Source organism: Streptomyces bambusae, from assembly GCF_020532645.1.
Classification (GTDB): Bacteria; Actinomycetota; Actinomycetes; order Streptomycetales; family Streptomycetaceae; genus Streptomyces; species Streptomyces bambusae.
This window is the reverse complement of sequence record NZ_JAJAUZ010000003.1, coordinates 100,411-126,532: the sequence shown is the minus strand read 5'-3', so window position 1 is coordinate 126,532 and position 26,122 is coordinate 100,411. Positions and strand designations below refer to the sequence as shown.

Annotated in this window: 25 protein-coding genes; 12 read left to right on the top strand and 13 right to left on the bottom strand. The window is 73.9% G+C overall.

Annotated features, from left to right (window positions below):
* Window positions 1–30: 30 nt before the first annotated feature.
* The 3 genes from LG634_RS03270 to LG634_RS03260 form a co-directional block, all read right to left on the bottom strand.
* A complete protein-coding gene (locus LG634_RS03270; RefSeq protein ID WP_226732038.1) occupies window positions 31–945 on the bottom strand; it encodes a sulfite exporter TauE/SafE family protein in 915 nt (304 codons plus the stop codon).
* The gene (locus tag LG634_RS03265; RefSeq protein WP_226732037.1) at window positions 942–1,526 is read right to left on the bottom strand and encodes a rhodanese-like domain-containing protein; all 585 of its coding nucleotides are present in this window, start codon (window positions 1,524–1,526) and stop codon (window positions 942–944) included. Before LG634_RS03265 ends, LG634_RS03270 begins: the two co-directional genes overlap by 4 nt.
* A gap of 181 nt (window positions 1,527–1,707) precedes the next feature.
* On the bottom strand, window positions 1,708–3,114 hold the full coding sequence (locus LG634_RS03260) for an MBL fold metallo-hydrolase (RefSeq protein ID WP_226732036.1): 1,407 nt from the start codon (window positions 3,112–3,114) through the stop codon (window positions 1,708–1,710).
* A gap of 261 nt (window positions 3,115–3,375) precedes the next feature.
* On the opposite strand from LG634_RS03260, the gene LG634_RS03255 reads away from it, so the two are divergent.
* The gene (locus tag LG634_RS03255) at window positions 3,376–4,254 is read left to right on the top strand and encodes a universal stress protein (protein WP_226732035.1); all 879 of its coding nucleotides are present in this window, start codon (window positions 3,376–3,378) and stop codon (window positions 4,252–4,254) included.
* 7 nt (window positions 4,255–4,261) lie between these two features.
* On the opposite strand, the gene LG634_RS03250 is transcribed toward LG634_RS03255, so the two are convergent.
* Window positions 4,262–5,170, bottom strand: a complete 909-nt coding sequence (locus tag LG634_RS03250; RefSeq protein WP_226732034.1) for a LysR family transcriptional regulator — start codon at window positions 5,168–5,170, stop codon at window positions 4,262–4,264.
* 70 nt (window positions 5,171–5,240) lie between these two features.
* Between LG634_RS03250 and LG634_RS03245 the strand changes: the two genes are divergently transcribed.
* The 9 genes from LG634_RS03245 to fdhF all read left to right on the top strand — a co-directional run bounded on the left by LG634_RS03245 (window position 5,241) and on the right by fdhF (window position 15,475).
* Window positions 5,241–6,173, top strand: a complete 933-nt coding sequence (locus LG634_RS03245; RefSeq protein WP_226732033.1) for an NAD-dependent epimerase/dehydratase family protein — start codon at window positions 5,241–5,243, stop codon at window positions 6,171–6,173.
* A 28-nt stretch (window positions 6,174–6,201) separates the two neighbouring features.
* Window positions 6,202–7,074, top strand: coding sequence for an aldo/keto reductase (locus tag LG634_RS03240; protein ID WP_226732032.1), 873 nt, complete (start codon window positions 6,202–6,204; stop codon window positions 7,072–7,074).
* Window positions 7,075–7,225: 151 nt separating this feature from the next.
* Window positions 7,226–7,870: a CBS domain-containing protein gene (locus tag LG634_RS03235; protein WP_226732031.1), complete on the top strand. Its 645-nt coding sequence runs from the start codon at window positions 7,226–7,228 to the stop codon at window positions 7,868–7,870.
* A gap of 121 nt (window positions 7,871–7,991) precedes the next feature.
* Window positions 7,992–8,702 carry a response regulator gene (locus tag LG634_RS03230; protein WP_226732030.1) on the top strand — a complete coding sequence of 237 codons (711 nt, stop codon included), beginning with the start codon at window positions 7,992–7,994 and terminating at the stop codon, window positions 8,700–8,702.
* 223 nt (window positions 8,703–8,925) lie between these two features.
* A complete protein-coding gene (locus LG634_RS03225; protein ID WP_226732029.1) occupies window positions 8,926–9,528 on the top strand; it encodes a CBS domain-containing protein in 603 nt (200 codons plus the stop codon).
* A 40-nt stretch (window positions 9,529–9,568) separates the two neighbouring features.
* Window positions 9,569–10,228 (top strand): CBS domain-containing protein, encoded by a 660-nt coding sequence (locus tag LG634_RS03220; RefSeq protein ID WP_226732028.1) that lies wholly within the window; start codon window positions 9,569–9,571, stop codon window positions 10,226–10,228.
* Window positions 10,229–10,306: 78 nt separating this feature from the next.
* Entirely contained in the window at window positions 10,307–10,759 is a 453-nt protein-coding gene (locus LG634_RS03215) for a CBS domain-containing protein (RefSeq protein ID WP_226732027.1), read from the top strand.
* A gap of 244 nt (window positions 10,760–11,003) precedes the next feature.
* Complete coding sequence (locus LG634_RS03210; protein WP_226732026.1) at window positions 11,004–12,698, top strand: NAD(P)H-dependent oxidoreductase subunit E; 1,695 nt, start codon at window positions 11,004–11,006, stop codon at window positions 12,696–12,698.
* Entirely contained in the window at window positions 12,695–15,475 is a 2,781-nt protein-coding gene (fdhF, locus tag LG634_RS03205) for a formate dehydrogenase subunit alpha (protein ID WP_226732025.1), read from the top strand. The genes LG634_RS03210 and fdhF overlap by 4 nt, the downstream gene beginning before the upstream one ends.
* Window positions 15,476–15,592: 117 nt before the next feature.
* Here fdhF and LG634_RS03200 read toward each other — a convergent pair whose 3' ends face one another.
* Window positions 15,593–16,096 carry a flavodoxin domain-containing protein gene (locus LG634_RS03200; protein WP_226732024.1) on the bottom strand — a complete coding sequence of 168 codons (504 nt, stop codon included), beginning with the start codon at window positions 16,094–16,096 and terminating at the stop codon, window positions 15,593–15,595.
* Window positions 16,097–16,354: 258 nt separating this feature from the next.
* Between LG634_RS03200 and LG634_RS03195 the strand changes: the two genes are divergently transcribed.
* Complete coding sequence (locus LG634_RS03195) at window positions 16,355–17,335, top strand: nicotinate phosphoribosyltransferase (protein WP_264202650.1); 981 nt, start codon at window positions 16,355–16,357, stop codon at window positions 17,333–17,335.
* On the opposite strand, the gene LG634_RS03190 is transcribed toward LG634_RS03195, so the two are convergent.
* The 8 genes from LG634_RS03190 to LG634_RS03155 form a co-directional block, all read right to left on the bottom strand.
* Complete coding sequence (locus tag LG634_RS03190) at window positions 17,304–17,750, bottom strand: pyridoxamine 5'-phosphate oxidase family protein (protein WP_226732023.1); 447 nt, start codon at window positions 17,748–17,750, stop codon at window positions 17,304–17,306. The two genes, LG634_RS03195 and LG634_RS03190, sit on opposite strands and share 32 nt — an antisense overlap.
* A gap of 50 nt (window positions 17,751–17,800) precedes the next feature.
* The gene (locus LG634_RS03185; RefSeq protein WP_226732157.1) at window positions 17,801–18,259 is read right to left on the bottom strand and encodes a pyridoxamine 5'-phosphate oxidase family protein; all 459 of its coding nucleotides are present in this window, start codon (window positions 18,257–18,259) and stop codon (window positions 17,801–17,803) included.
* A 23-nt stretch (window positions 18,260–18,282) separates the two neighbouring features.
* Window positions 18,283–18,546, bottom strand: a complete 264-nt coding sequence (locus LG634_RS03180) for an SHOCT domain-containing protein (RefSeq protein ID WP_226732022.1) — start codon at window positions 18,544–18,546, stop codon at window positions 18,283–18,285.
* Window positions 18,547–18,738: 192 nt separating this feature from the next.
* The gene (locus LG634_RS03175; RefSeq protein ID WP_226732021.1) at window positions 18,739–20,478 is read right to left on the bottom strand and encodes a sensor histidine kinase; all 1,740 of its coding nucleotides are present in this window, start codon (window positions 20,476–20,478) and stop codon (window positions 18,739–18,741) included.
* 88 nt (window positions 20,479–20,566) lie between these two features.
* Window positions 20,567–20,833, bottom strand: coding sequence for a DUF1918 domain-containing protein (locus LG634_RS03170; protein ID WP_308072249.1), 267 nt, complete (start codon window positions 20,831–20,833; stop codon window positions 20,567–20,569).
* A 2-nt stretch (window positions 20,834–20,835) separates the two neighbouring features.
* Window positions 20,836–23,442: a cation-translocating P-type ATPase gene (locus LG634_RS03165; protein WP_226732020.1), complete on the bottom strand. Its 2,607-nt coding sequence runs from the start codon at window positions 23,440–23,442 to the stop codon at window positions 20,836–20,838.
* 8 nt (window positions 23,443–23,450) lie between these two features.
* On the bottom strand, window positions 23,451–24,302 hold the full coding sequence (locus LG634_RS03160) for a universal stress protein (RefSeq protein ID WP_226732019.1): 852 nt from the start codon (window positions 24,300–24,302) through the stop codon (window positions 23,451–23,453).
* Window positions 24,299–25,207, bottom strand: coding sequence for a universal stress protein (locus tag LG634_RS03155; protein WP_226732018.1), 909 nt, complete (start codon window positions 25,205–25,207; stop codon window positions 24,299–24,301). The genes LG634_RS03160 and LG634_RS03155 overlap by 4 nt, the downstream gene beginning before the upstream one ends.
* Before the next feature lie 310 nt (window positions 25,208–25,517).
* Between LG634_RS03155 and LG634_RS03150 the strand changes: the two genes are divergently transcribed.
* Window positions 25,518–26,117 (top strand): CBS domain-containing protein, encoded by a 600-nt coding sequence (locus tag LG634_RS03150; RefSeq protein ID WP_226732017.1) that lies wholly within the window; start codon window positions 25,518–25,520, stop codon window positions 26,115–26,117.
* Window positions 26,118–26,122: the final 5 nt, after the last annotated feature.

Sequence of the window (26,122 nt, the reverse complement as noted above, 5' to 3'; positions counted from 1 at the left end):
CTCCCGCCAGGATACCCCGAGGGGTATCCGCTACGGGGACGGGTTCGACCCGGGCGAGCCTACCGGAGGCATGGGCACGACAGTCGGCCGCCGCCGTGACCGTGCCGTACGCCGGATCCGTACGGCACGCCACGCCGCCCAGGCCGTCGCGGCGAGGCCGGTGGCGGCCCACGGCAGGGGGCCCGTCCACACCACGGCGGGCAGCTGCTGCCCCAGGACGAAGACGCCCATGACGACGACGAACCATCCGAACGCCTTGCGCAGGACGTCCTGGGGTATGCGTCCGGCGAAGCGGCTGCCGATCAGGCTGCCGACGACGGCCGCGGCGGTGACCATCAGGGCGAGGTTCCAGTCGATCGTGACGCCCGAGAGGTGGCCGGCCAGCCCGGAGAACGACTTCATCGCGATGACCAGGAGCGAGGTGCCGACCGCGACACTCATGGGCAGTCCGCCGAGCAGGGCGAGGGCGGGAACGACGAGGAATCCGCCGCCGGAGCCGACCAGACCGGTGACCGCGCCGACGACGAGGCCCTCCACGATCACGTGCTTGACGGGCAGTTCCGCATGTGCGGGCTTGGCCCGCTTCGCCTTGCGGGACTTGCGGAGCATGGCGACGGCGGTCGCGAGCATCATCAGGGCGAACACGACGAGCAGGACGGTTCCGGGGACGTACTCGGCGAGGCGTCCGCCGCCGTAGGCGCCGACCATGCTGACCGCGCCGAAGACCAGACCCGTGCGCCAGCGCACCCGGCCGGCCCGGGCGTGCGGGACGAGCCCGACCAGGCTGGTGGCACCGACGACGAACAGGGAGGTGGCGATGGCCTCCTTGGTGTCCATCCCGGCCAGGTAGACGAGGATCGGCACGGTGAGGATGGAACCGCCGCCGCCCAGGACGCCCAGGCTGATGCCGATCAGTACGGATGCCGCGAGGACGAGCGCGATCACGAGGGGTCCCGCAGGGAGGCGATGACGGTGCGGATGTCGGTGCGCGGGCCACGGTTGTAGGGCAGCTTGGACAGCATCATGCCCATGGCACAGGTGTTGCTGAGCGCGGCGAACGTCAGCCCGGCGCCGATCGCGGCGCCGATCAGGTGCACTCCGGGCACGAACACGCCCACGACGCCGGTGACGAGCACGATCGAGCCGGCGATCAGGCGCACCTGGCGCTCCAGCTCCCAGCGCGCCTCGCCCCGGTTGACGGGAGCACCGACAGCCTCCCAGGCCATCATGCCGCCGTCCAGGACACGCAGGTTCGGCAGACCGGCCTCGGCGAGCGCCTGCTCGGCCTGGGAGGCGCGGGCGCCCGAGCGACATACGAGGACGACGTCCTCGTCGAGGTGGGCCAGGAGTTCGCCGCGGTGCTCGCGCAGGGTGTCCAGCGGGACGTTGTAGGCACCGGGGATGTGGACCGTCCGGAACTCGCCCGGGGTGCGCACGTCCAGCAGACGCGGGGCGCGACCGTCCTTGATCAGCTGCCGGAGTGCGGTGGGGGTGAGGCCGGCGATACGGGAGGCGTCGGTCGTCATGGGAATCTCCGTCGTGGTGGGGTGACCCCGCACGAAAATACGGGGTGGGGTATATGCGGGGGCAGGGGAAGGCGGCCGGCGCTCCCGCGCGCGGAGGGTCAGGGCGTACGGGACCCGCGCGGGGCGCCGGCAGTGGCGGAACGGGACCACGGGGGCTCTCCCCCGCGTCCGGGGCAGCAGCTCAGACTGCGGCGGCAGCGTTCGCCAGGGCCCAGGCGGCGTACCCGCCGAGGATGTCGGAGACGTCGGTGAAGCCGTGGTGGCGCAGCAGGCTCGCGGCGATCGAGGAGCGGTGGCCGCCCGCGCAGTGCAGGACCAGGGGCCGGTCGCGCGGGATCTCGTCCAGGCGTCGCGGCAGCTCGCCGAGGGCGATGTGCAGCGCTCCTCCGATGGAGCCGTGCTCGCTCCGCTCACCGCAGTTGCGGACATCGATGACGACCGGCGGGTTGTCGCCCGCCAGGGCGGCACGGACCTGGGCGGGGGTGAGGCGGGCGGCCGGAGTGACCTCGTCGGCCAGGGCGGTCATGGCGGTCAGGTCGGTCAGGTCGTCGCCCGGCGAGCGGAGGTGGCCGGCCACGCGGTCGAAGCCGATCCGGGCCAGGCGCGTGACGATCTCCTCCTCGCGGTCCTGCGGCGCGATCACCAGCAGTTCCGCGTCGGCGGGCAGGACGGTTCCGGCCTGCTCGGCGAACCGGCCGTCGGCCGGGACGTTCACCGAGCCGCGCAGGTGCCCGGCGGCGAACTCCTGCGGATCCCGCGCGTCGACGACCACGGCACCGGCGGCACGGCGGGTGGCGAACTCCCGGGCGGCGAGCGGGCCCGGTGCAGCGGCCGGGTCGAACAGGGGGCGGTCCCTGCGGTTGAGTTCGGCGTCGTAGGCGAAGTAGCCGGGGGCGGCGGGCTGTCCGGCGGTGACGAGGGCCACGAACTCACCCTCGGTCATCGGCGCGCACGCGTAGTTCGTGGCGCGCTGCTCGCCGATGGTGGACTGCTTCTCGGTGGACAGGTTCTTCCCGCAGGCGGAACCGGCACCGTGCGCGGGGAACACCCGGACGTCGTCCGGCAGGCCCATCAGCTTGCGGTGGACGCTGTCGTAGAGCATGGCGCCGAGTTCCTCCGCGGTCACACCGACGGAAGCAAGCAGGTCGGGGCGGCCCACATCCCCGACGAACAGGGCGTCCCCGGTCAGCACGCCGTACGGGAGGCCGTCCCCGCCGCGCTCGTGGAACAGCACGCTGATCGACTCCGGGGTGTGGCCCGGCGTCTCCATGATCTCCAGGGTGACCTCGCCGAGGCTGATCCTCTCGCCGTCGGCCAGCCTGCGGATCGGGTACTCGGTCTCGGCCTGCCGGCCGTAGCCGATCCACGCGCCGGTACGGGCGGCCACCTCAAGGTGTCCGGCCACGAAGTCGGCGTGGAAGTGGGTGTTGATGACGCCGACGATGGCGAACCCGCGGGCCTCGGCCTCCGCCAGGTACTCCGAGACGTCCCGGCGGGGGTCGACGACCACGGCCTTCCCGGTGGTCTCGTCGGCGATCATGTACGACGCCTGGGAGAGGCAGTCGAGGTAGTACTGGGCGAAGAACACGGAACCCTCCAGATCCGAAGCCGATATACCCCCGGAGGTATGGAACGGGGCAGCATCGGCGATGCGCCGAGGATCGTCCGATACCCCCTGGGGTATTACTAGAAGGTAGGAGCACATCACCCGGCCTGTCAAATACCCCCAGGGGTATTGGTGCGTCGCCACCGGGCCGAACGGTCCCCGATGGGACCGCTCGGCCCTCCCGGCGGCGATCGCGAGCGGCGGAACCTGGAACCACCCACTCACCCGCACAGGAGGCACACCATGTCGAACCGGATCACGGCAGGTCTGGACGGGTCGAAGGCCGGCCTCGCCGCCGCCGACTGGGCCGCCCGCGAAGCCGAGCTGCGCGGCGCCGTGCTGGAACTCGTCCACGCCGACGACTGGCCGCAGAACGCGCCGTTCGCGGCGCCGCTCCCCGTGTCACGCCACCGCTGGGCCGACGACCTCCTGGCGCAGGCCTGGGACCGAGTGTCGGCCGGGCATCCCGGCCTGGACGTCCGCATCCGGCGGATCGACGGCCTCGCGGCTGCCACCGCCCTCGCGTCGGCTGCGGAGGACGCGGATCTGCTGGTGCTCGGCTCGCGCGGTCTCGGTCCGGTCGCCGGCTTCTTCGTCGGTTCCACCGGGTCGGACACCATCCCGCTGACCGAGACCCCCGTCGTGCTCGTCCGCGCGGCCGGCGCCCGGACCTCCGGCTCCGGCCGGTCCCGGCAGGGCGGGCCCGTCGTGCTCGGCGTGGACCTGCACAGCGACTGCGAGCGGCTGCTCGGCTTCGCCTGCGAGGAAGCGGACCGGCACGCCTGCCCGCTCGTCGTGGTCCACGGCTGGTCCCCGCCGCCCATCCTGTCGTACGCACCGGCCCTCGACCCCGGCGTCCAGGCGGAGATGGGGCACGGGCTGGAGACCACCCTGCGGGAGCTGCTGGCCCCCTGGCGGCAGAAGTACCCGCAGCTCACCGTCGACGCGCGCACCGCCATCGGCCAACCGGCCATCCAGATCCTGGACGCGGCCTCGGATGCGGCCCTGGTCGTGGTCGGCCGCCGCATCCGCCACTCGGGAGTCGGCACCCACATCGGCGCCATCACCCACGCGGTGATGCACCACGCCGACGCGCCGGTGGCCGTGGTGGCACACGCCTGAATCCGGGTCAGCCGTCCGCGACCGCCGCCGCCTGCTCTCGCAGCGCCTCGACCAGCGTCTCCGTCGCAGGATGACCGCCCCGCCGCGGCACGGCGATGCCGAGGTGGCGGGCGGGGGCCGGCGGGCCGACCGGCACGACGCACAGCCCCGGCAGGGCGGGCGGCAGGGCGATGGAGGGGATCAGCGAGACCCCGACACCGGACGCGACCAGCGAGCACGCGAAGAAGTAGTCCGTCGTCGTGCCGCGCACTTCCGCGGTGAAGCCGGCCCGTTCGGCGTACCGGTGCAGGTACGCCTCCGTCTTGAGGCAGCCGAACACCCAGGGCTCGTCGGCCAGTTCGGCGATGTCCAGGGCCGCGCGGCCGGCCAGCGGGTGGCCGTCGGGCAGGACGGCGTGCAGCGGGTCCGCCATCAGCGGGATCCACTCCACGCCCGCGGCCCCGCCCGGACCGCCGGGGAGCGGGCCGTCGAAGTGATAGGCGAGGGCGGCATCCGCGGCACCCCGCCGGACCAGCGGCAGGCTGTCCTCCGGCTCGGCCTCCTTCACGTGGACGACGGTGCCTGGATGGGCGGCCGTCAGACGCGGCAGCGCGCCCGGCAGCAGGAGGCGGCCGCCGCTGGTGAACGTGGCCAGGGTGAACTGGCTGCGGCCGCTGCCCAGCCGGTCCACCTGCCGTTGCGCGTGGGCGAGTTCGGCGGCGACCGACTCCGCAGCCCCGACCATGATCCGGCCGGCCCGGGTGAGCGTCACGCCGCGGGTGCTGCGTACGACGACCTGCGCGCCGAGGCTGCGTTCCAGGGCCGCGACCTGCTGGGAGACGGCCGACGGGGTCAGGTGCAGGGCGGCGGCCGCCCGGTTGAAGCTGTGGTGCTCCGCGACCGCCCGCAGGACCCGGAGCCGCTGTACGTCGATCAACAGTTTTCCTTTATACGCATCCAGTAGGTGGGCACTTCTGCTGGTGACGGTAGGCGCCCAGGATGGGGCCATGCAAAAGATCTGCGTCATCGGCGGGAACCGCTACTTCGGCACGCTCCTCGTACAGCGGCTCCAGGCCGCCGGACACCACGTCACCGTGATCAACCGCGGCTCGGCCGCCCCGCCGGCCGGGGTCGAACACCTCGTCGCCGACCGCGACGACGAGACCGCCCTCACCGCCGCCCTCGCCTCCCGCACCTTCGACGTGGTCGTCGACCAGGTCTGCTACACGCCGGTGCAGGCCGCCATCGCCGCCCGCGCGTTCCGGGGCCGCACCCGGCGGTACGTCATGACCTCCACCATCGAGGTGTACGACCCGGCGACCGGCGCCCGGCACGCCGTACCGCCGGGCACGCCCGTGCCGGAGGAGGCGGTGGACGCGGCCGCGTGGCCGGTGGACGAGGGCCTGCCCTGGCACGACGACTCCTACCGGGACGCGCACTACGCGGAGGGGAAGCGCCAGGCGGAGGCCGTGCTCACGCGTCACGGGGACTTCGCGTTCGCCGCCGTCCGCAGTGCGCACGTACTCGGCGGCGGGGCACAGGAGTTCACCGGCCGGCTGGCGCACTACGCCGACCGCATCGGCCGCGGCGAGCCGGTCGCCGTGCACCCCGCCGTGCTGCCGACCGTGTTCGTCCACTGGGAGGAGCTGGCCGCCGTGCTGCTGTGGGCGGCCACCGGCACGGACTTCACCGGCGGCGTCAACGCCTGCTCGGACGGGCTGCTCGACGTACGCGACCTGGGCGCGGTGGTCGCGGCCGGGACCGGGCGGGAACCGGCGTACCGGGTCGTCGCCGCGGGCGAGGAAGCGTCACCGTTCTCCGTCGACCGGCACTACGCGATGAGCAACGCCCGCGCGAAGCGCCTGGGTTTCGTGTTCTCCCGTACGGCCGACTGGCTGCCGGGCGCGGTGGCCGAAACCCTCGTCGCGTCCGCGCACTGACCCTCTCCGGACCGGAAAAGGAATCACGATGAAGTACCGCCCCCTGGGCCGCACCACCGTCAGCGCGATCGGTCTGGGCGCCATGCCGCTGTCCATCGAGGGCCGGCCGGACGAGCGGCGGGCCGTCGCGACCGTCCACGCCGCCCTCGACGCCGGGGTCACCCTCATCGACACGGCCGACAGCTACCACTGGCACGCCGGCGAGCGCGGCCACAACGAACTCCTCGTCGCCCGCGCCCTCGCCTCCTACGGCGGCGACACCTCCGGCGTCCTCGTCGCCACCAAGGGCGGCCGGGGCCGACCCGGCGACGGCAGCTGGACCGTCACGGGCACGCCCGGCCACCTCAAGCGCGCCGCCGAAGCCTCCCTCAGGCGGCTGGGCGTGGACGCCATCGGCCTCTACCAGCTGCACAAGCCCGACCCGGCGGTCCCCTGGGCCGAATCGGTCGGCGCCCTGCGCGACCTGGTCGACGCCGGCACCATCCGTGCCGCCGGGATCTCCAACGTCACCACCGGCCAGATCCTGGAAGCCCGCGCGATCCTCGGCGACGCGCTCGTCTCCGTGCAGAACCGCTACTCCCCCGCGGTCCGCGACGCCCGGCCCGAACTGGAGCTGAGCACCCGCCTCGGCCTCGCCTTCCTGCCGTGGAGCCCGCTGGGCGGCATCTCCCGCAGCTCCCTGGACGGCCCGTCCGGCCCGACCTCCGAGGCCACCGCCTTCCACCGCATCGCGGCCGAACGGGGAACCAGCCCGCAGCAGATCGCCCTGGCCTGGCTCCTCGCCTGCTCCCCCGCGGTCATCCCGGTACCGGGAGCCAGCCGCCCGGCATCGATCGAGGACTCGGCCCGGGCCGCGGACATCGAGCTGGACGCGGCGGAACTGGCTCAGCTGGACGGGTAACCATGGGCCGGTCGGCCCCCGCCCCGGCCCACAAGGCCCCTGCTCTCCCGGCCGCCCGGGTGCTCGAATGGAACGAGGGTTCCGCCCGGCACTGCCCGCGCCCAGGGACCGGCGGCCGGGCCCACCGGCAAACACGGCGAAGGAGCAGGTCATGCCCGCAGCTCGCTACACCGTCAGTGACGTGATGACGCACACCGCCGTCGCCATCGGCCGCGAGGCGTCGTACAAGGAGATCGTCGAGCTCATGCACGAGTGGAAGGTGAGCGCGGTCCCCGTGCTCGAAGGAGAGGGCCGCGTCGTGGGAGTCGTCTCCGAGGCCGACCTCCTGCCGAAGGAGGAGTTCCGCCGCGAGCACCCCCGGCTGCCGGAGCAGTTGGACGAGGCGTCCAAGGCCGGAGCCGTCCTCGCCGAGGAGCTGATGTCGAGCCCGGCCGTCACCGTCCACCCGGACGCCACCGTCGCCGAAGCCGCCCGGATCATGGCGCGCAAGCAGGTCAAACGCCTGCCGGTGGTGAACGCCCTCGGCATGCTGGAGGGCGTCGTCAGCCGCAGCGACCTCCTGAAGGTGTTCCTCCGTCCGGACGAGGAGCTGGAGGAGGAGATCCGCCAGGTCGTCCTGGCCGAACTCGCACCCGGCGTCTCCCTGGACTTCTCGGTGCGGGACGGCGTCGTCACCCTCCGGGGCCCGCTTCGCGACCGGGCGCTGGTCCCCCTGCTCGCACGCGCCGTCCGCGCCGTCGAGGGTGTCGTGGACGTCCGGATGGAGCTCGACGGGGTGGTCGCCTCGGCCGCGTAGGGTCGCCAGCGGCCCCGCGCGGGCCGCGCCGCGGAGAGCCGGTTCTCGGATGCGGATGGCCCCGGGGCTGAGACAATGCGGTAGACGACCCGCGCAGCGCAGTCCCGAAGAGGCGGCGACCATGGCCGACGCAGAGGGCACCTCACCAGGGGTGCCGATCAGGGTGTTCCTCGTGGACGACCACGAAGTGGTGCGGCGCGGGCTGCACGACCTCCTCGATGCCGAACCGGACATCACCGTCGTGGGCGAAGCGGCCACCGCGGAACAGGCGCTGGCCCGCGGACCGGCGCTGCGGCCGGACGTCGCCGTGCTCGACGTCCGGCTGCCGGACGGCAACGGCATCGCCGTCTGCCGTGAGCTGCGCTCCCGGATGCCGGACGTGGCCTGCCTGATGCTGACCTCGTTCGACGACGAGGACGCCCTGCTGGACGCGATCATGGCCGGGGCCGCCGGATACGTGCTGAAGCAGATCAAGGGCTCCGACCTGGTCTCCGCCGTGCGGACGGTCGCCACCGGCCAGTCCATGCTCGACCCGGCCACCACCGCCCGCCTGATGCACTCCCTGCGGGACCCCGAGCCGGTGCAGGAGCCCGAAGGCACCCGGCTGGCCGACCTCTCGGAACGGGAGCGGTCCGTCCTGGACCTGATCGGCGAAGGACTCACCAACCAGCAGATCGCCAAGCGGCTCTACCTCTCCGAGAAGACCGTCAAGAACCACATCTCCCGGCTGCTCGGCAAGCTGGGAGTCGAGCGCCGCGTCCAGGCCGCGGTCATCGCGGCCCAGGTCCACAGTCAGCGGCACGAGGGCCCGGACCGGCACCCCGGGCACTGACGGGCCGCGCGCGCTCTTGGGCTCGGAACGCCTCGTACCCGCCGCACTGCCGCCGGGGAGGGGCGCCGTCGCGCACGGCGACCCGGACGCCCGCCGGAGGGACAGCGGCAGCTCGTGCGGAATCCGGACCGGTCAGCCCAGGAGCGGGGTCCGGTCGGCCCTACTCCCGCCGCACGGCCGACTCCACGCTGGGAGGGCACGGACCTCAGCCCCTGGAGGAACCATGAAGCACTTGCGCACCGTGGACGACGTCATGACGCACGCCGTCGTCTCCGTGGGCCCCGGAGCACCGGTCCACGACGTCGTCTCGACCATGCAGCGGTGGGGCTTCGGCTCCCTGCCCGTCGTGTCGGCCGGAGGCCGGCTCATCGGCGTCGTCTCCGAGGCCGACCTCCTGGCCATGGCGGCGGGCACGGACGAGTCGCACCACGCCACGGCCGAGCAGCTGATGACGGCACCACCGGTCACCGTACCGGTGGGCACCACGATCGCCGGCGCCGCGCGGCTGATGGCGAAGGGCCCCTTCAAGCGGCTGCCGGTCGTCGACGACGAGGACCGGCTCGTCGGCGTCGTCAGCCGCGGCGACCTGCTGAAGATCTACCTCCGCCCCGACGCGGACGTCGCCGAGGAACTGCGGGAACTGCTCACGGCACGGCTGGTCCCCGCCGGATCGGCCCTCCTGCACATCCACGTCGACCACGGAGTCGTACGGCTGGAGGGCGAGGTCCCCGACCCGGCGCTGACGGACGTGCTCGTCCACATCGCGCGAGCCGTCCCCGGCGTCGTCGACGTCACGGCCCGGCTGCACGCGCGCGTACCGGCCTGACGGAGCACCAGGCCACTGACACGACGGGAAGGAAGACACCGTGAGGCACCGAGAAGTGCGCGAACTGATGACCCGCGAGGTCGTCACCGTCCCCCGGCACGCGACGTTCAAGGACGTCGTCCGCACGCTCGCCGAGCACGACGTGTCGGCCGTGGCGGTCACCGACCCCGCCGGGCATCCGCTCGGGGTGATCTCCGAGGGCGACCTGCTCCCGAAACCCGCCGACCAGGGCGACTGGTTCCGGTCGTTGCCGAAGCCCGAGCCGTGGGAGAGCGGCAAGGCCGCCGGCACTCGGGCCGAGGAGCTGATGTCGGGACCGGCGGTCTGCGCGCGGCCGGACTGGACCGTCGCGGAAGCCGCCCGGCTCATGGAGAGCCAGCGCGTCAAGCGGCTGCTCGTCGTCGACGAGGGCGACGTCCTCGTCGGCATCGTCACCCGGGGGGACCTGCTGCGCGTCTTCCTCCGCGACGACGACGCCATCCGCCACGAGATCACCGGGGACGTGCTCGACCGCACCCTGCACCTCGATCCCGCCGCCGTGTCGGTCGACGTGGTGGACGGACAGGTGACCCTGCGCGGGGCGGTGGGCTTCCGGAGCCTCATCCCCGTGATCGAACGGCTGTGCCGCACCGTCGACGGCGTCGTCCGCGTGACGGAGAAGCTCGCCTGGGAGACGGACGACACCGGTACGGGCGGCTGACCCAGGGGCCGGCCCCTCCCCCGGCGGCCGGACCTTCCATGGCCCCCGAAGACCCGCGTCCGCGGAAAGGAGTCCGACATGAAAGTGTCCGCCGCGATGTCCGTGCCCGCTGTCTCCGTCACTCCCACGACGACCATCCGTGAGGCGGCCAGGCTGATGGAGGTCCACGGCGTCGGATGCCTGGTCGTCGTGGAAGATGGAGAGCCGCGCGGTGTCGTCACCGATCGTGACGTCGCGCTGCGTGCCGTGACGGTCGCGCTCGGCCACGGCGAGCCGGTCGGGAAGATCATGAGCAGTCCGGCCGTGACCGTGGGCGCTGCCGACGACGTCGAGAGCGCCTACCGGACGTTCCGCCGCAGCGGCGTCCGGCGCCTCCCCGTCCTCGACGGGGAGCACGTCGTGGGGATGCTGTCCCTGGACGACCTCCTGATGGATGTCTTCCGCCGGCTCGCGGACCTGCTCGGTCCGGTCGCCTGGAGCATCCTCGACGAGCCTCCCGGCCCGCAGGACGAAATCGGTCCACGCACCTGACGTGCGCGGACGCGTCGGCGGAAGGAGCCCACCCGCTTCTCGCGGATCCTGATCGTGCGGTGCACGGCCGTCAGCCGCTCCTCCGCATCCTCTCAGGGGCTCCTTCCGTCACTTTCATGACACCACGGGTCGCTGCGGTCCGCCAGGGCCGAACGGTCCCCTCAGGACCCCGGACGGCACTCGCGCTCCGCGGCGGGACGGGTCAGGGTGGTGGTGAGCAGGCTCTTCTCTCGGTGGAGGAGGCATGGACGAGCGGCAGGGGTCCGACGGGGCCCGGTTCGACGCGCTCCGCGCGCTCGCGGCACGCAGGGGGCGGCCGGGCGACCGGCTGCTGGACGACCTGGCGCGGGCCCGGCTCGGGAACCCGAGCGACGGCACGCAGTGGTCCCGGCCCGTCGCGGACCGGCTGGGCCTGCCCGCCGCCTCGGCGCTCGGACCCGCCACGTTCTACGCCGACCTGGCAGCCCCGCACGGCCGGCGCCACGTCCGTGCCTGCACCGGCGCGGCATGCTTCGCGGCGACCGGCGGGCGACCGCTCGACGCCGTGGAACGGCAGCTGGGCGTCCGCGTCGGCGAAGTCTCCCCCGACGGGGCGGTCTCGGTCCAGGCCGTGCGCTGCCTGGGGCACTGCTATGCGGCCCCCGCAGCGCTCGACGGGGACACGGCCTGCACGGGCCCCACGCTGACCGGCCAGTTTGCGGGGCGGGTGCCGCCCGCGGCGCCGCCGATTCCCGGTGCCGACACCACCGGCGACCCGGTGCTCCTGGGGAGCGGCCCGGAGACGGAAGACCCGTGGGAGGTCTGGCGGCGCACCGTCACGGCTTCGTCGCCGGCCGAGGTCCACACCCAGGTGGACGCGTCCGGCCTGCGGGGCCGCGGCGGTGCCGGATACCGCGTGGCCTCGAAATGGCGGGCGGTCCCCCGGTCGGCCGCCCCCGTGGTCGTGGCCAACGGCGACGAGGGGGACCCCGGTTCGTACGCCGACCGGCTCCTGATGGAGCAGCACCCGCAACGCGTCCTCGCCGGCCTGGCACTGGCCTGCTTCGCCTGCGGGGCCGCCAGCGGCCGGGTCCTGGTCCGCTCCGAGTACCCGGCGGCGCTCTCCGCGCTGCGCAGTGCCTGTGAAGAGGCTTACTTGCAGGGGCATTTCGGGTCCGACGTGCACGGCACGGGCCGTGCTCTGGACATCGTGGTGTGCGCCGGCCACGGGTCCTACGTCGCCGGCGAGGAGACAGCACTGATCGCAAGCCTCGAAGGCGGTCGGGGATGCGCCCGCCCGCGGCCTCCGTACCCGACCGAGCAGGGACTGTGGAACGCCCCGACGGTGGTGGGCAACGTGGAGACGCTGGCCGCACTGCCCTGGATCGTCAGCCGGGGCGGTGCCGCGTACGCCCGGCGCGGGACGCCCTCCGAACCCGGCACCAAGCTCGTCAGCCTCTCGGAGCGCTTCGCCCGGCCGGGCGTGTACGAGGTCGAACTCGGCACCCGCGTCGAGCACATCGTGTCGGGTCTGGGCGGCGGGCTGAAGGACGGCGCACGGCCGGCCGTCGTGCAGATCGGCGGCCCGCTGGGCGGGTTCCTGCCCGGGGACCGCCTGGACGTGGCGCTGACCGACGCGGACCTGTCCGGCCGGGGAGCCGCCCTCGGTCACGGCGGGCTCGTCGCCTTCGACGACTCCCTCGATCCGGCCGATGTCCTGTGCCACATCTGGCAGTTCGCAGCCGCGGAGAGCTGCGGCGCCTGCTCGCCCTGCCGCGTCGGCACCCGCGCGGGGCTGGAGCTGGCGGCAGCGGGGGGCGACCCCGGCGAGGACTGGACCCGGCTCGCGCACGTGCTGGAAGAGGCGAGCCTGTGTGCGTTCGGGAAGCGGCTGCCGGCAGCCGTGCGGAGCCTCGCCCGGGCCTACGGCCCCCGGTTCCCGGAAGGCTGGCTGTCATGACCGGACCCAGCCGGGCGGGGGCAGTGACCGGGGCCGGGCGCCCGGTGGCTCTCGACGTCGACGACCTGACCGTCGAGGTCTCCGAGGGAGCATCACTCCTCGACGCCGCCACCGCTGCCGGCGTGGACCTTCCCGCCCTCTGCTCCGACTCCCGTCTGACCCCGGCCGGTTCGTGCCGCACCTGCCTGGTGCGGGAGAACGGGCGGCTGGTCGCCGCATGCGTCACACCGGCCACAGCCGGGGCGCGGGTGTCGACCGACGCCGCCGGACTCGCGGAGCTGCGCCGGGACGCCGTACGGACGATCGTCTCGGCCCTTCCTCCGCACGCCCTCGGCCCCGGATCACCCTCCGAACTGGCCCGGGTCTGCCGGACCTTGGGGCTCGGACCGGACGAGGCGCGCGGAGCCGGCGGCCGGGGCCGGGACGACTCGCACCCGTACGTGCGGCTCGACCGGGACCTGTGCATCGCCTGCGGACGGTGCGTCCGCATGTGCGCCGAGGTCCAGGGAACCTTCGCGATCACCCTGACCGGACGCGGCCCGGACACCGTGGTCGCACCCGGAACGGGCGGGCCGTGGGCGGAGTCGGACTGCGTGTCGTGCGGAGGCTGCGTCGACACCTGCCCCACGGGAGCCATCACCGGTCCCGGAACCGACGGCGGCCTCACGTCCGGGGAACTCCTGCGGCCGGGTCCCGGCGACCCTGCCGCGCCCGACGTCATCCGTACGACCTGCGGCTTCTGCGGGGTCGGCTGCACACTCGACGTGGCCGTCCGCAACGGAGCGGTCGCGGCCGTGCTGCCCGCGCCGGACGGGCCCGTCAACCACGGGCACGCCTGCGCGAAGGGCCGCTTCGCGCACGGGTTCGCCGTCTCGCCGGAGCGTCTCACCACTCCGCTGCTGCGTCAGGACGGGCGGCTCGTGCCCGTCGACTGGGACACCGCCGTCGCCCACCTCGCCAGACGCCTGACGGAGGCCGTCGCCGCGGGCGGTCCGGACTCGGTGGCGGCCATCTCCTCCGCCCGTGCCACCAACGAGGAGAACTACCTCTTCCAGAAGTTCACGCGGACCGTGATCGGCACCAACAACATCGACAACTGCTCGCGGCTGTGCCACGCACCCTCGGCCGCCGGGCTGGTGGCCTCCTTCGGCCTCTCCGGCGGTACCGACCCCTTCGACGACGTGGTCCGGTCCGACTGCCTGCTGGTGGTAGGCGCCAACCCCGTCGAAGCCCACCCGGTCGTCGGGGCACGGCTGTTGAACAGTGCACTGCGCGGAGCCCGGCTCGTGGTCGCCGACCCCCGCGAGGTGGGCCTGGCCCGGCACGCGGACGTCCACCTGCGCCCGCGGCCCGGGAGCAACGTCGCGCTCTTCCACGGGCTGGCGCACGTCCTGCTCGCCGAGGACCTGGTGGACCACGCGTTCCTGCGGGAGCGTGCGAGCGGCGTGACCGAACTCGCCGAGTTGGTCTCCGCCTACACCCCCGAGCGCGTCGCGGACCTCACGGGCGTACCGGCGGCGGATCTGGTCGCCGCCGCCCGGCTGTACGGGCGGGCCGAACGTCCCGCCATCGTCTACGGTCTCGGCGTCACCGAGCACCTGCACGGCACCGACGGGGTGCGGACGCTGGCCAACCTCGCCGTCCTGCGCGGAGCCGTGGGCACCGCCCGGGGCCACGGCGTGAACCCGCTGCGCGGCCAGAACAACGTCCAGGGGGCGTCCGACATGGGGGCCCTCCCCGACGTCCTGCCCGGATACGGCAAGGTGACCGATGCGGCGGCCCGGGCCCGGGCCGAGGCGGTCTGGGGCGTGCCCGTCCCGGCGCGGCCCGGCCTGCGGATCCCGGAGATGTTCGCCGCCGCACGCGCCGGCACGCTGCGGGCGCTGTGGATCCTCGGCGAGGACGTCTGTGCCACCGACCCCGACACCGGAAGCGTGGAACGGGCTCTGGATGCCTGCCCGTTCGTCGTCTGCAGCGAACTGTTCCCGTCACGGACCACCCGTCGAGCCGACCTCGTCCTGCCGGCGGCGTCCTGGCTGGAGAAGGACGGCACCTTCGTCAACTTCGACCGGCGCTTCCAGCGGGTCCGGCCCGCGATCCGGCCGCCCGGCCGGGCCCGCACCGATTTCGACGCCCTCCATGCGGTCGCAGCGGCGATGGGGCGTGACCTCGGATGCCCGACGCCCGCGGCAGCGCTCGCCGAGTGCGCCCGCACCGCACCGGTGTTCGCGGGTCTGACACACGAACGCCTCGACCGCGAGGGGGCCGTGGCCTGGCCCTGTCCGGACCCTGCCGGTCCCGGCACTCCGAAGCTGTACGAGGAACGGTTCGCCACGGCGGACGGGCTCGCCCACCTGGCGGTCGTGCCGTACCTGCCGCCCGGGGAATCTCCGGACGACGCCTATCCGCTGATCCTGGTCACCGGCCGGCGCTGGGCCCACTACAACTCCGGGAGCATGACCCGGCGCAGCGGCAACCGCGCCCTGGACCCGGTGGACCGCCTGGACGTCCACCCGGACGACGCGGCGCGGCACGGGGTCCGCAACGGCGAGCGGGTGACGGTGGAAAGCCGCCACGGCCGGGCCCGCCTGACCGCCCGGGTCACCACGGAGACCGCCCCCGGCCAGGTGTTCTGCGCCTTCCACTTCCCCGCGAGCGGCGTGAACCGGCTCACCTCCGGCCACGCCGACCCGGTCACGTCCTGCCCGGAGTACAAGGTCACCGCCGTCCGTGTGCTGACCGGCGGGAGGCAGCCGCAGCGGGGTGACGGCACCTGACGGCCGTACGACCGTCCCCGGGCGTGCGCCGACCCGCCGGTCGGCGGATCGGCGGGTCGGCGGGTCGGCGGGTCGGCTCAGGGCTGGGAACGGACGTCGGTCCTCGGGGCCGCACGTTCAGGCGGCCTCGGCGAGTTCGCTGCTGATGTGGTGGGCCCAGGTCTGGATCCGCTCGGGGTTGCGGAAGTCGCCGCCCTTTCCGTGCCGGACCAGCGCCTTCGCGATGAATCCGGGCGTGCTCGCCGTGATGCTCCCTCCGAAGGTGATGTGCTCGCGGGCGCCGAGACGTTCCATCTGGCGGGCCACGGCCGGCACCGGCGCGATCTCGCGCTGCTCGGCGGAGCTGTCCACCGGGCCGCTGCTGAACAGCCAGACCGGACGGTGCCTGAGGTAGTGCTCGTTGCGCTCCGCGCAGTGCCGGGCCTTGCCGCTCCAGTGGCCTGCGTACAGGGACCCGCCCAGGACGACGGCGTCGAAGGCCCTGACGTCGTCCACGTCGTCTGCGGGAAGGACCACAGCATCGAGGCCGTCCTCCCGAAGGGTCCTGCCGATCTCTGCGGCGATCCCGGCGGTCGCGCCGTGCCGGCTTCCGTAGGCGACCAGTACCCGCTTGGCTGACATGAGGTGCTCCAGACTCTCCGGCGCCGCGTTCGGGCGCTGCCATGTGCGGTTGTGCCACCACTGTGGGTCCGCCGCAGGCCGTTCCGCATGGGCCTGTCGGGTCGGCGACCGGGCCGTTCGGCCCCTACCGAGGACCCGTGTGGTCCCGCCCGCACGACGTCTTCACGCCGCACGCTGGGAGCATGTCCGAGGTGACCACAACAGACCTGTACGAGGTCACGATGGCGATGTCGTACCTGCGGGAGGGCATGCGCGCCGATGCGGCCGGTGGTCGATTTCTCACTGCGCCGCGACCACGGCCCGCAGGCCGGTTTCCAGGCCGCCCGCCTCGGCGGGGTCGTCGGGTTCTCGGGAACCAGCAACGTCGACGCCGCGGCCCGGCTGGGCCTTCCGGCCTCCGGCACCATGGCGCACTCGTACGTCCAGTCGTTCGCCTCCGAGGAGGCAGCCTTCCGGGCGTTCGCACGCGCGCACCCCGGACCGGTCACGCTGCTCGTCGACACGTACGACACGGACGCCGGCGTGGCCACCGCCGCCCGCGTCCTGGCCGGGCTGCGGAGAGGTCCGGGCTGTGCGGTCCGCCTCGACAGCGGCGACCTCGGACGGCTCGCGCACCGCGCCCGCGCCCGGCTGGACGCCGCCGGCCTCCCCGACGTGAAGATCGTGGCCAGCGGCGGCCTGGACGAGTACGCGATCGACACTCTGCTCAGCGGTGGGGCACCGATCGACGTGTTCGCAGTCGGCACCCGGGTGGGCGTCGCCGCGGACGCACCGTACCTGGACGCCGCTTACAAGCTGGTCGCCTACGACGGGCGGCCGGTGATGAAACTCTCCTCCGCAAAGGTCACCTCCCCGGCACCCAAGCAGGTGTACCGGTGGGCCGGGCGGCCGGACGTGATCGCCCTCCGTGACGAGACCCCGCCACCGGACGCGGACCCGCTGCTGTGCACGGTCATGCGGGGCGGCCGCAGGACCGGACCCGCCGACACCCTGGCGGCCGCGCGCACGCGCTTCGAGGCCGACCTCGGCATGCTGCCGCACGAGGCCCTCCGGATCCGCGGCCCCCGCCCGCCGCACCCCGATCCCTCGGAACGGCTGTCCCGGCTCACGGACGAGGTCCGCGAACGCCTCCTCGCCGGCATCGCGGGCGGCGCGGAGGACACGGACACCGGGGACCCCCGGCCGGATACCCCTCGGTCCGGTGGCGTCACGGGCGGTAGACCACGCGCCGGCCGGTGACCCGGACCGGGGTGAGCTTCATCCAGTGCGGGCGCGCGCCGCCCGCCCACGGCTCGGTGTGCGCCGCGGCGGCCCTGCGGTCGAGTTCGGCGCGGTTCGCCGCCGGCTCCAGCACGCCGACGGCCAGCACGCTCCAGGCCCGGGCTGCGGTGCTGTCGATCCGGTCCGCCTCGAACGCCGCCTCGGTTCCCGCGGCCCGCGACAGCACGGTCCCGGCCCCCGTACGGAACGTGAAGGCTCCGTCCACGACGAGATAGTTCACGGGGTGGACGGCGGGGCCGTCGGCGGTGAAGACGGCCACCCGGCCGATCCCCCGGACGCCGAGCAGCCGACGGCACTCCGCCTCGTCCAGAGCGACGGACCGGGCGAGCGGCCGGTGGGTGGCGGACGGTCCGGTTCCCCTGATGGTGGCCACGTGTCGGCCCTCCTCGGCAGCAGCGGGCAGCGGCAGAGCGGAACAGGCCCTCAGTTCAGCCGGAAGCCGGTGACGAGGGCGGGCGTGATGCGGATGGCACCGGTGAAGGTGCCGTCGACCCAGGGACGCAGGAGCCTCGTGAAGCGCTCCAGTTCGGCGGGGTCGGTGACGGAGGTGGCGTAGCCGGTGACCACCACGCTCCAGCCGAGGCGCGTGGCGGGGTCGATCGTGTCGGCTTCGTACGCGACGACCACGCCCGCGCCCTCCGGGCTTTCCAGCAGGGCCGTGAGGGTCGAGCCGTCGTGGGGGCGGATGATGATGTCGCCCGCGTCGAGCAGGTGGTTGACCGGCCGTACGGCGGGCAGCGCGTGCCGGGTGAAGACGACCCGTCCCAACCCGACGCTGCCGAGCAGTGCCAGCGCTTCTCCGGAGGTCAGTTCCTCCACCGTGCGTCCGGGCCCCGCAGGGGTGGACGGGGCCGGAGGGCCGCCGTGCGCCCGGCCGTTCATCGCCGTGCCGCCGCGGTCCGAGGTCACGAGAGCGCGGGTCCGTGGACGTGGCGGCGCAGCACCGCAAGGCGGCGCTCGTATTCGTCGTCGTCGATCTCGCCGCGGGCGAACCGTTCGGCGAGCAGGCCCTCCGCCGCCGGGGCACGGCGGGCGTCCGGGACGGCGACGCGCCGTCCGTCCGTACCGTCGCGCTGGACGGCGCGGACCACGAGGACGGTGACGGCGACGATCAGCGCCGAGACGATCAGCATGGTGAGGGACGCGGCGAACCATCCCCAGCCGTTCATGCCATGGCCGTTCCAGTACATCTCACACCTGCCGGGTCGACGGTTCCGGCGGCCTTGGGCAGGCCGTCCGCCTTCCAGGATCCCCGGCGGGGGCGGCTGCGGCATGGGCCGTTCGGGCCTGGGAAGGGACCACTGGTCCCCGTGTCGGGCGAAGCCGGTCGCACCTCACCGATCAGTACAAGGAGCATCCCGTCACACGGCCGTCCCGACCGGCCGGTCCAGGGGCACGGTCCACTCCAGACGGGTGCCGTGCCGCCCTTCCCCCAGTGCTGCGACCTCCATCCGGCCGCCGAGCCTCTCGGCCCGCTCGGCCAGGTTGCGCAGTCCGCTGTAACGGCCGCCCTCGGCGAACCCGACGCCGTCGTCGGTGACCGTGAGGGTCAGGGCGCCGTCCGCCACGACGACGGCCACCTCCGCCCGCGTAGCCCGGGCGTGCCGTGCGACATTGCTGAGCGCCTCGACGAGTACGGCGAGCGCCGCGTCGGCCACGTCGGCGGGCACCTCGGTGTCGACCAGGCCCTCGATGCTCAGGACGGGGGTGAAGCCGAGGGCCGAGGCGGCCTCGTCGAGGGTCCGGGCCGCGCGGGAGCGCAGCTTCGAGCCCGTGGCCGGTGCGTCGTGCTCCCGGAGCCCGAAGATGGTCGAGCGGATGATCTTGATGGTGGCGTCCAGGTCGTCGACCGCGCGGGCGAGCCGCTCGGACGCCTCCGGGTGGTCGACGAACCGCTGGGCGCTCTGGAGGGTCATGCCGGTGGCGAAGAGGCGTTGGATGGCCAGGTCGTGGAGGTCCCGGGCGATCCGGTCGCGGTCCTCCAGCAGGCTCATCTGCTCGGCGTCGCGGCGGCGGTCGGCGAGTTCCAGGGCGAGGGCCGCCTGTCCGGCGAAGCCGGGCAGCGCGGTGACGTCCGCCGCGGCGAACGCCGCCCTGCCGCTCCGCCGGGCGAGGATCAGCACACCGCTGAGCTTCTCCTTCGTACCGATCGTGACGGCGACAGCCGGCCCGAACCCCTCCCAGCGTTCGGGCTGCGTGGTGACGCGGCCGTCGGTCGCCACGTCCCGCACGGTGATCAGTCCGTCTTCGGCCAGCGCGGCTTCGGCCAGCGTCCCGCGGACACTGGGCAGGACGATGCCCCGGTGCGCCCCGGTGCCCTCGCCGACGGCGAGGGAGCCGCGCAGTTCGCCGGCCGGCCCGAGGAGGTAGAAGACGCCGAGGTCGGCGTCGGTGAGGTCCTTGGTCCGCTCCAGCATGCCTTCGAGAACCTCTTCCTGCGGGGTGCCGGAGAGCAGGGCGCTGGTGATGTCGGAGTTCGCCGCCAGCCAGCGCTCGCGCAGCCGTACCTCCTCGAAGAGCCGGGCGTTCTCGATGGCGATGCCGGCCGCGACGGCGAGGGTGGACAGCACCGCCTCGTCCTCGGCGTCGAATTCGGCGCCGCCGCGCTTCTCGGTGAGGTAGAGGTTGCCGAAGACCTCCTCGCGGACCCGGACGGGCACGCCGAGGAACGAATGCATCGGCGGGTGGTGTGCCGGGAAGCCGTACGAGGCGGGGTGCTCGGAGAGTTCGGACAGGCGCAGCGGCTGCGGGTTGCGGATCAGCTCGCCGAGGAGGCCGTGTCCGGAGGGCAGGTCGCCAATCCGCCCGCGGAGTTCGTCGCTGATGCCGACCGGGAGGAACTCGGCGAGCCGCCGGTCGTCGCCGATGACGCCGAGCGCACCGTACTCGGCGTCCACGAGCACCACGGCGGCCTCGACGATGCCGTGCAGCACCTGCGGAAGGTCGAGCTCCCGGCCCACCGACATGACGGCCTCCAGGAGGCCGTTCAGCCGGTCGCGGGTCCCGCGGACCTCGTCGATCCGGGCCTGGAGCTCGTCGAGCAGCTCGTCGAGACGCAGGCGTGGGACTCCGCCCACGGCGGGCCGACCACCCTCGCTCATGTCCCGCCTCCGGCCGACGGCCACGGTGAGTGAAGCACGTCTCCACCGTAGTCCCGGCCGGAGAGGATCCGCCGCTCGTCACGCCGGGCTACTGCTCCGTACGGCGCCTTCCGCCGGCCGGCTGCGGCGGCTGTTCGTGCAGGTGCCGGACGTGGGCGTCCGGGCCGGGGAAGTACACGGTCGTGCGACCGGTGTCGGACCAGCGCACGTCGTACGGTGGGGTGCCGTCGGGGTGGTGCAGGGCGACGACTTCCCCGTCCCGTCCGGGGGACCCGACGGTGGGGCCGCCCACGACGATCTGGTCACCGACCTCGGCGTGGACGCCGGGTCCGCGGTGCGGTGCGTGCGTGTTCATGGTCATGCCTTCCTGCGGAACGCGCCCCGCAGCAGCCGGGCGGCGACGAAGGCCACCAGGGCGGCGGCCGAAGCGATCAGGACACCGGTCCATCCCACCGGTTCGGTGTCCAGCAGTGATTGCAGTGCCGGGACGTACAGGGCCGCCACGGCCAGCAGTGCGGAGCCGGCGACGGAAGCCGGCAGGAAGGGGTTCTCCCGGGTCAGCAGCCGGGCCCGCAGGCCGAGGGCCACGCCCAGCTGAGCTGCGAGGAGGGCCAGGAAGAGGACGCTCTGCCAGGGCAGCTCCCAGGCCCGGGCGGTGAGGCCCGCGATCAGGGCGGCCGCCGTCACGGCCGATGCGAGGACGAGGAGGCGCTGCCACACGCCCGCGGCGAGAATGTGCTGTCCCGGAGGGCGGGGCGGGCGCCGCATGGCCTCGGGCGAGCCGGGTTCGGCGCCCATGGCCACGCCGGTCAGGCCGTGCGTGAGCAGGTTGATCCACAGGATCTGGCCGGCGCGCAGCGGCAGGGCCAGGCCGAGCAGCGGGCCGACCAGCATGACGAGGATCTCGGCTGCGCCTCCGGCCATGCCGTAGACGAGGAAGCGCCGGATGTTGTCGTAGACCCTGCGACCCTCCTCGACGGCGGTCACGACGGTGCCCAGCTCGTCGTCGGTGAGGACGAGGTCGGCCGCCTGCCGGGCCACCTCCGTGCCCCGGGCGCCCATCGCGACGCCGATGTCCGCCTGGTGCAGGGCGGGGCCGTCGTTGACCCCGTCGCCCGTCATGGCGGTGACGGCGCCGCGGGCCCGCCAGGCGCGGACGATGTCCAGCTTCTGCTGCGGGTCGGTCCGGGCGAAGACCCGCACGCCGGTCAGGTCTGCGTCCGGCGCCGCGGCCAGCTCGGGGCCGGTGCGGACCGCCCCGGCGGGACCGTCGTCCACCAGCCCGGTGCGGACGGCGATGGCGTGCGCCGTCGACGGGTGGTCACCGGTGATCATGACGGGGGTGATGCCGGCTGCCCGGCAGGCCGCCAGGGTGGCGGCCGCCGCCGCCTTCGGGGGGTCGCTGATCGCGACGAGGCCGAGGAGCCGCAGGTCCCGTTCCGCATCCGCGGCCGGCAGGGGCTGCCACAGCCGCTCCGCGCCGGCCACGGCGAGGACGCGGAATCCTTCGGCCGCCAGCATGGCGGCCTGCTCTCGCGCGCGGTGCAGCAGCTCGGGCGGCTCGTCGAGCACCCCAGGGGTGAGAACGGCTTCGGGAGCCCCCTTGAGGCAGACCAGCACGTTGCCGTCGGGCAGGTGGTGCAGCGTGGTCATCCGCTTGCGCAGGCTGTCGAACGGCGCCTCCGCGATCCGGGGGCAGGCCCCTTGCAGCTCGGTCCGGTCGGGGCAGCCGGCCTTGGCGGCGGCGGCCAGCAGCGCGGCCTCCATGGGGTCGCCGACCGCGCTCCAGGCTTCCCGTCCGGGCCCGGGCGGGTTGAGGCTCGCGTCGTTGCACAGGGCGGCGGTGGTGAGCAGCTGCTGCAACGGGCGCAGCTCCCGGGGGGTCAGGGCGGCTCCCGCCCCGGATCCGGGCATCGGGCCGGAATCCGCACGGGTCAGCTCGCCGCGCGGCTCGTAGCCGCTGCCGGACACGTCCGCGGCTCCGGACGGGGTCCACAGGCGCTGGACGACCATGCGGCCCTCGGTGAGGGTGCCGGTCTTGTCCGTGGCGAGCACGCTCACCGAGCCGAGCGTCTCGACGGCCGGCAGGCGGCGTACGAGCGCTCCGCGCGCGGCCATGCGGCGGGCTCCGAGGGCGAGCGCGAGGGTGACCACGGCGGGCAGGGATTCGGGCACCGCGGCGACCGCGAGGCTGATGGCGGTGACGGCCATGGTGCTCGGCGCCAGGCCCCGCAGCAGGCCCAGCACGAAGACGAGGAGGCACAGGGTGAGGGTGACAACTGCCAGGACGCGGCCGAGGGAGGCGAGCCGCCGCTGCAGCGGGGTGGGTTCGTGGCCCCCCTCCAGCAGTGCGGCGATGCGGCCGAGGGCACTTGCCGGGCCGGTGGCGGTGACCGTGGCGGTGCCCCGGCCCCGTACGACCACGGTGCCGGCGCTCACCGGCTCGCCCGCCGCCCGGTCTACGGGTTCCGACTCGCCGGTCAGCATGGATTCGTCCAGCAGGAGCGCCGACGCCTCGGTGAGGTCGGCGTCGGCGGCGACGATGTCGCCTTCGCCGAGCAGCAGGACGTCGCCGGGAACCACGGACGCCGCCGCGACCTCGCAGGGCGTGCCGCCGCGCAGCACGCGGGCCCGGGGCGCGGAGAGGGCGGAGAGCGCGGCGACCGCACGGTCCGCCCGCACTTCCTGGGTGACGCCCACCGTGGTGTTGACGAGGATCACCAGGCCGATGACGACGGCGTCGGCGTGGTCGCCGATGGCGATGGTCAGGACCGCGGCACCGATCAGCACCATGATCAGCGGATCGCGCAGCTGGGCGGCGATCCTGCGGTGGAGCGGTGCCGGTCGCGGCGGCGCCACCTCGTTCGGACCGTTCGCGGCCAGTCGGCGTTCCGCCTCGGCCCGGGTCAGCCCGGGCCGAGTGGCCGTGGGGCCCGGCAGTTCGTCGACGGCGCGGCCGGTCATGTCGGCCTTCACCCGCTCGGAACCGTGATCACCGGGCAGTGCGCCCGGTGCAGCAGGCCGTGGACGACGGAACCCAGACGCATTCCGGTGTAGCCGCCGCGGCCGCGGCGGCCCACGACGACGGCCAGGGCGTGCTCGGCGGCGTCGGCCAGTTCCTCGACGGGGTGGCCGATCAGCACCTCGTGGGTGAGGCGTACGTCGGGGTACTTCTCCGACAGGCCCGCGGTGGCCTCGGCCAGCAGCGCCCGCTGGGCCTGCAGCGCGACCTCCTCGTCGTGCAGGAGGAAGACCGGCGGCTGCCAGACCGAGACGGCTCGTACGGTCGCGCCGCGCAGGTCGGCGTCGTCGAGGGCGAACCGCAGGGCGGCGTCCGCGCCGTGGCTGCCGTCGATGCCGACGACGATGTACGGCGGCTGCTGGGTGAGGTGTTCGGCGTCGCCCACGACGACCACCGGGCACGATGCCTGTGCGGCCACCGGGACCACGACCGAGCCGGCGCTGAGCACCTCCGCGGTCCGGCCGAGGTGCCGGGAGCCGAGCACTGCCATGCGGGCGTGCCGGGCGGCCCCGGCGAAGGTGGGAGCCGGCGGGCCGCTGCGCAGGTCTCCGGTCACGGCCAGCTCGGGATGCCGGTCCCGGGCCCAGGCCACGGCTGCCGCGAGCCGTTCGGCCGGCGTCTCGGCAGGCTCTGCCGCGTGGTGTTCGCCGTGCCAGGGCGGTACGGCGAGCAGTACGTGCAGTGGGAGGTGCCGTCGGTGGGCCTCGTCTGCGGCCCAGGCCAGCGGCAGGTGCCACTCCCGGACGGGGTCGATGCCCACGACGATGTCACGGGCCGTTTCCCAGGTGCCGGTGCCGGTCATGACGTGCTCCCCTGGTCGGTTCCCGCACGGGGGATGAGGAGGACCGGGCAGTGTGCGTGGTGCAGCACGCTGTGGGTGGCGCGGCCGAGGTTGCGGCCGAGTCCGAGGGGGGTGGGGGCCCGGCGGCCGCCCATCACCAGGAGGTCGGCGTGGCGGGAGGCCTCGACGAGAACCCCGGCCACGGACATGCTCTTCTCCGCTTCGCTCTCCACGGTCAGCCCGGGGAACTCGTCGTGGACCACTTCCGCAACCGCCGCCAGGAGAGCGGCGTGCTCACGGGCGATGGCGCCGACGTCGTCGAGCATGCTCACCATCTGGCCGACGGACTGGTAGACGTTCCACACGTGGATCAGTCGCAGGGACGCCTTGCGCAGTTCGGCTTCCCGGGCGGCGTAGCGGGCGCACGCGATGTCCTTCCCGTCGCGGACGGCGGCCAGCACCGTGCCGCGCTGCTCGGTGTGGTCGGTGCCGCGGACGACGATGACGGGGGTCCGGGCGCCGGCCGCGGTGTCGAGGCCGACCGAGCCGAGCATGAGGGAGTTGAAGCCTCCCGCGCCGCGGTTGCCCACGACGATGGTGCCGTGCAGGCCGCCCGCGCGGTGCAGCGTGGGGACGGCGCCCGCGCGGCTGAACTCGGTGGTCACGTGCAGCGCCGGGTACTCGGCGGTCACAGCCTCGGCCGTCTCGTCGAGGATCTCCCGGCCGGCGTGGCGGACCTTCTCGATGGTCTCCGCCGACAGGTAGAGGGCCCGGCCGTCGGTGTCGGCACCGTAGACGATGTGCAGGGGCCTGCCGCGGCGCACGGCCTCCCCGGCGGCCCACAGGGCTGCCTCGCGGGCCGGCTTCGAGCCGTCCACACCGACGGTGACCGAGCTGGTGTCCGGGGTACGGATGGTGCTTTCCACGGTTACTCCCTGGAGAGGAGCCGATGAGGGGACACCACCCACGCTGCTGCCTGCGGGGCCGCGGCACGAGGGCCGCCCGGGACCACCGGCGGGGCCAAAGGTCCCGGCGGCCGGAGCGGCGGGGTCCGCCTGGGGGACCGGCGGACCCGGTGCCCTGTCCGGTCCGGAGACGGGACCGATCGGCCCTCGACCCCGGGTGGCCCCCGTTGGATCGTGTGGAGACGCCCCACGGGCCGCTTTCCGGAGGGACACCGCCTGACGCGGCCCGGAGGGGCGGCAACCGCACCGGCCGCGTGGACGGAGGGATGTCATGCAGCACCTGCGCACCGTCGCCGACGTGATGACACACGACGCGGTCTCCGTCGACTGCGGGACCGCCTTCAAGGAGATCGTCGAAAGGATGCGGATGTGGCACGTCAGCGCCCTTCCCGTCCTGGCCGGGGACGGGACGGTGGCCGGCGTCGTCTCCGAGGCCGACCTGCTTCCCGATCCGGACGGCTCCCGGCCCGCCGGGACCACCGCGGAGCAGCTGATGACGCGCCCGGCCGTCACCGTGGCGCAGGACGCCACGCTCCAGACCGCGGCACGCCTGATGGCGCACCGCCACCTCAAGCGCCTGCCCGTGACCGACGCCGACGGCCGCCTGGCCGGCGTCGTCAGCCGCGGCGACCTGCTGAAGGTGTACCTGCGCCGGGATGCCGACATCGGCGCCGAGATCCGCGAAATGATCTCGTCCCGGCTCCTGCCGTACGGCTCCTCCGGGGTCCACGTCCACGTGGCCGACGGCATCGCCCACCTGTACGGATCGCTGCCGGATCCGGTCATGGAAGACGTGGTGGTGCGCAGCGCCGGAACCGTTCCGGGAGTCGTGGACGTCACGGCGGACTTCACGACTGCGGCATCCGCCTGAGGGAG

Excerpts from the sequence above, each read along its gene's own strand:
- LG634_RS03215 (WP_226732027.1), top strand. The coding sequence starts at position 10,307 with ATGAAAGTGTCCGCCGCGATGTCCGTGCCCGCTGTCTCCGTCACTCCC.
- fdhF (WP_226732025.1), top strand. The coding sequence starts at position 12,695 with ATGACCGGACCCAGCCGGGCGGGGGCAGTGACCGGGGCCGGGCGCCCG.
- LG634_RS03245 (WP_226732033.1), top strand. The coding sequence starts at position 5,241 with ATGCAAAAGATCTGCGTCATCGGCGGGAACCGCTACTTCGGCACGCTC.
- LG634_RS03210 (WP_226732026.1), top strand. The coding sequence starts at position 11,004 with ATGGACGAGCGGCAGGGGTCCGACGGGGCCCGGTTCGACGCGCTCCGC.
- LG634_RS03150 (WP_226732017.1), top strand. The coding sequence starts at position 25,518 with ATGCAGCACCTGCGCACCGTCGCCGACGTGATGACACACGACGCGGTC.
- LG634_RS03255 (WP_226732035.1), top strand. The coding sequence starts at position 3,376 with ATGTCGAACCGGATCACGGCAGGTCTGGACGGGTCGAAGGCCGGCCTC.
- LG634_RS03185 (WP_226732157.1), bottom strand. The coding sequence starts at position 18,259 with ATGAACGGCCGGGCGCACGGCGGCCCTCCGGCCCCGTCCACCCCTGCG.
- LG634_RS03230 (WP_226732030.1), top strand. The coding sequence starts at position 7,992 with ATGGCCGACGCAGAGGGCACCTCACCAGGGGTGCCGATCAGGGTGTTC.
- LG634_RS03265 (WP_226732037.1), bottom strand. The coding sequence starts at position 1,526 with ATGACGACCGACGCCTCCCGTATCGCCGGCCTCACCCCCACCGCACTC.
- LG634_RS03225 (WP_226732029.1), top strand. The coding sequence starts at position 8,926 with ATGAAGCACTTGCGCACCGTGGACGACGTCATGACGCACGCCGTCGTC.
- LG634_RS03235 (WP_226732031.1), top strand. The coding sequence starts at position 7,226 with ATGCCCGCAGCTCGCTACACCGTCAGTGACGTGATGACGCACACCGCC.
- LG634_RS03180 (WP_226732022.1), bottom strand. The coding sequence starts at position 18,546 with ATGAACGGCTGGGGATGGTTCGCCGCGTCCCTCACCATGCTGATCGTC.
- LG634_RS03200 (WP_226732024.1), bottom strand. The coding sequence starts at position 16,096 with ATGTCAGCCAAGCGGGTACTGGTCGCCTACGGAAGCCGGCACGGCGCG.
- LG634_RS03240 (WP_226732032.1), top strand. The coding sequence starts at position 6,202 with ATGAAGTACCGCCCCCTGGGCCGCACCACCGTCAGCGCGATCGGTCTG.
- LG634_RS03160 (WP_226732019.1), bottom strand. The coding sequence starts at position 24,302 with ATGACCGGCACCGGCACCTGGGAAACGGCCCGTGACATCGTCGTGGGC.
- LG634_RS03175 (WP_226732021.1), bottom strand. The coding sequence starts at position 20,478 with ATGAGCGAGGGTGGTCGGCCCGCCGTGGGCGGAGTCCCACGCCTGCGT.
- LG634_RS03170 (WP_308072249.1), bottom strand. The coding sequence starts at position 20,833 with ATGAACACGCACGCACCGCACCGCGGACCCGGCGTCCACGCCGAGGTC.
- LG634_RS03195 (WP_264202650.1), top strand. The coding sequence starts at position 16,355 with ATGCGGCCGGTGGTCGATTTCTCACTGCGCCGCGACCACGGCCCGCAG.
- LG634_RS03165 (WP_226732020.1), bottom strand. The coding sequence starts at position 23,442 with ATGACCGGCCGCGCCGTCGACGAACTGCCGGGCCCCACGGCCACTCGG.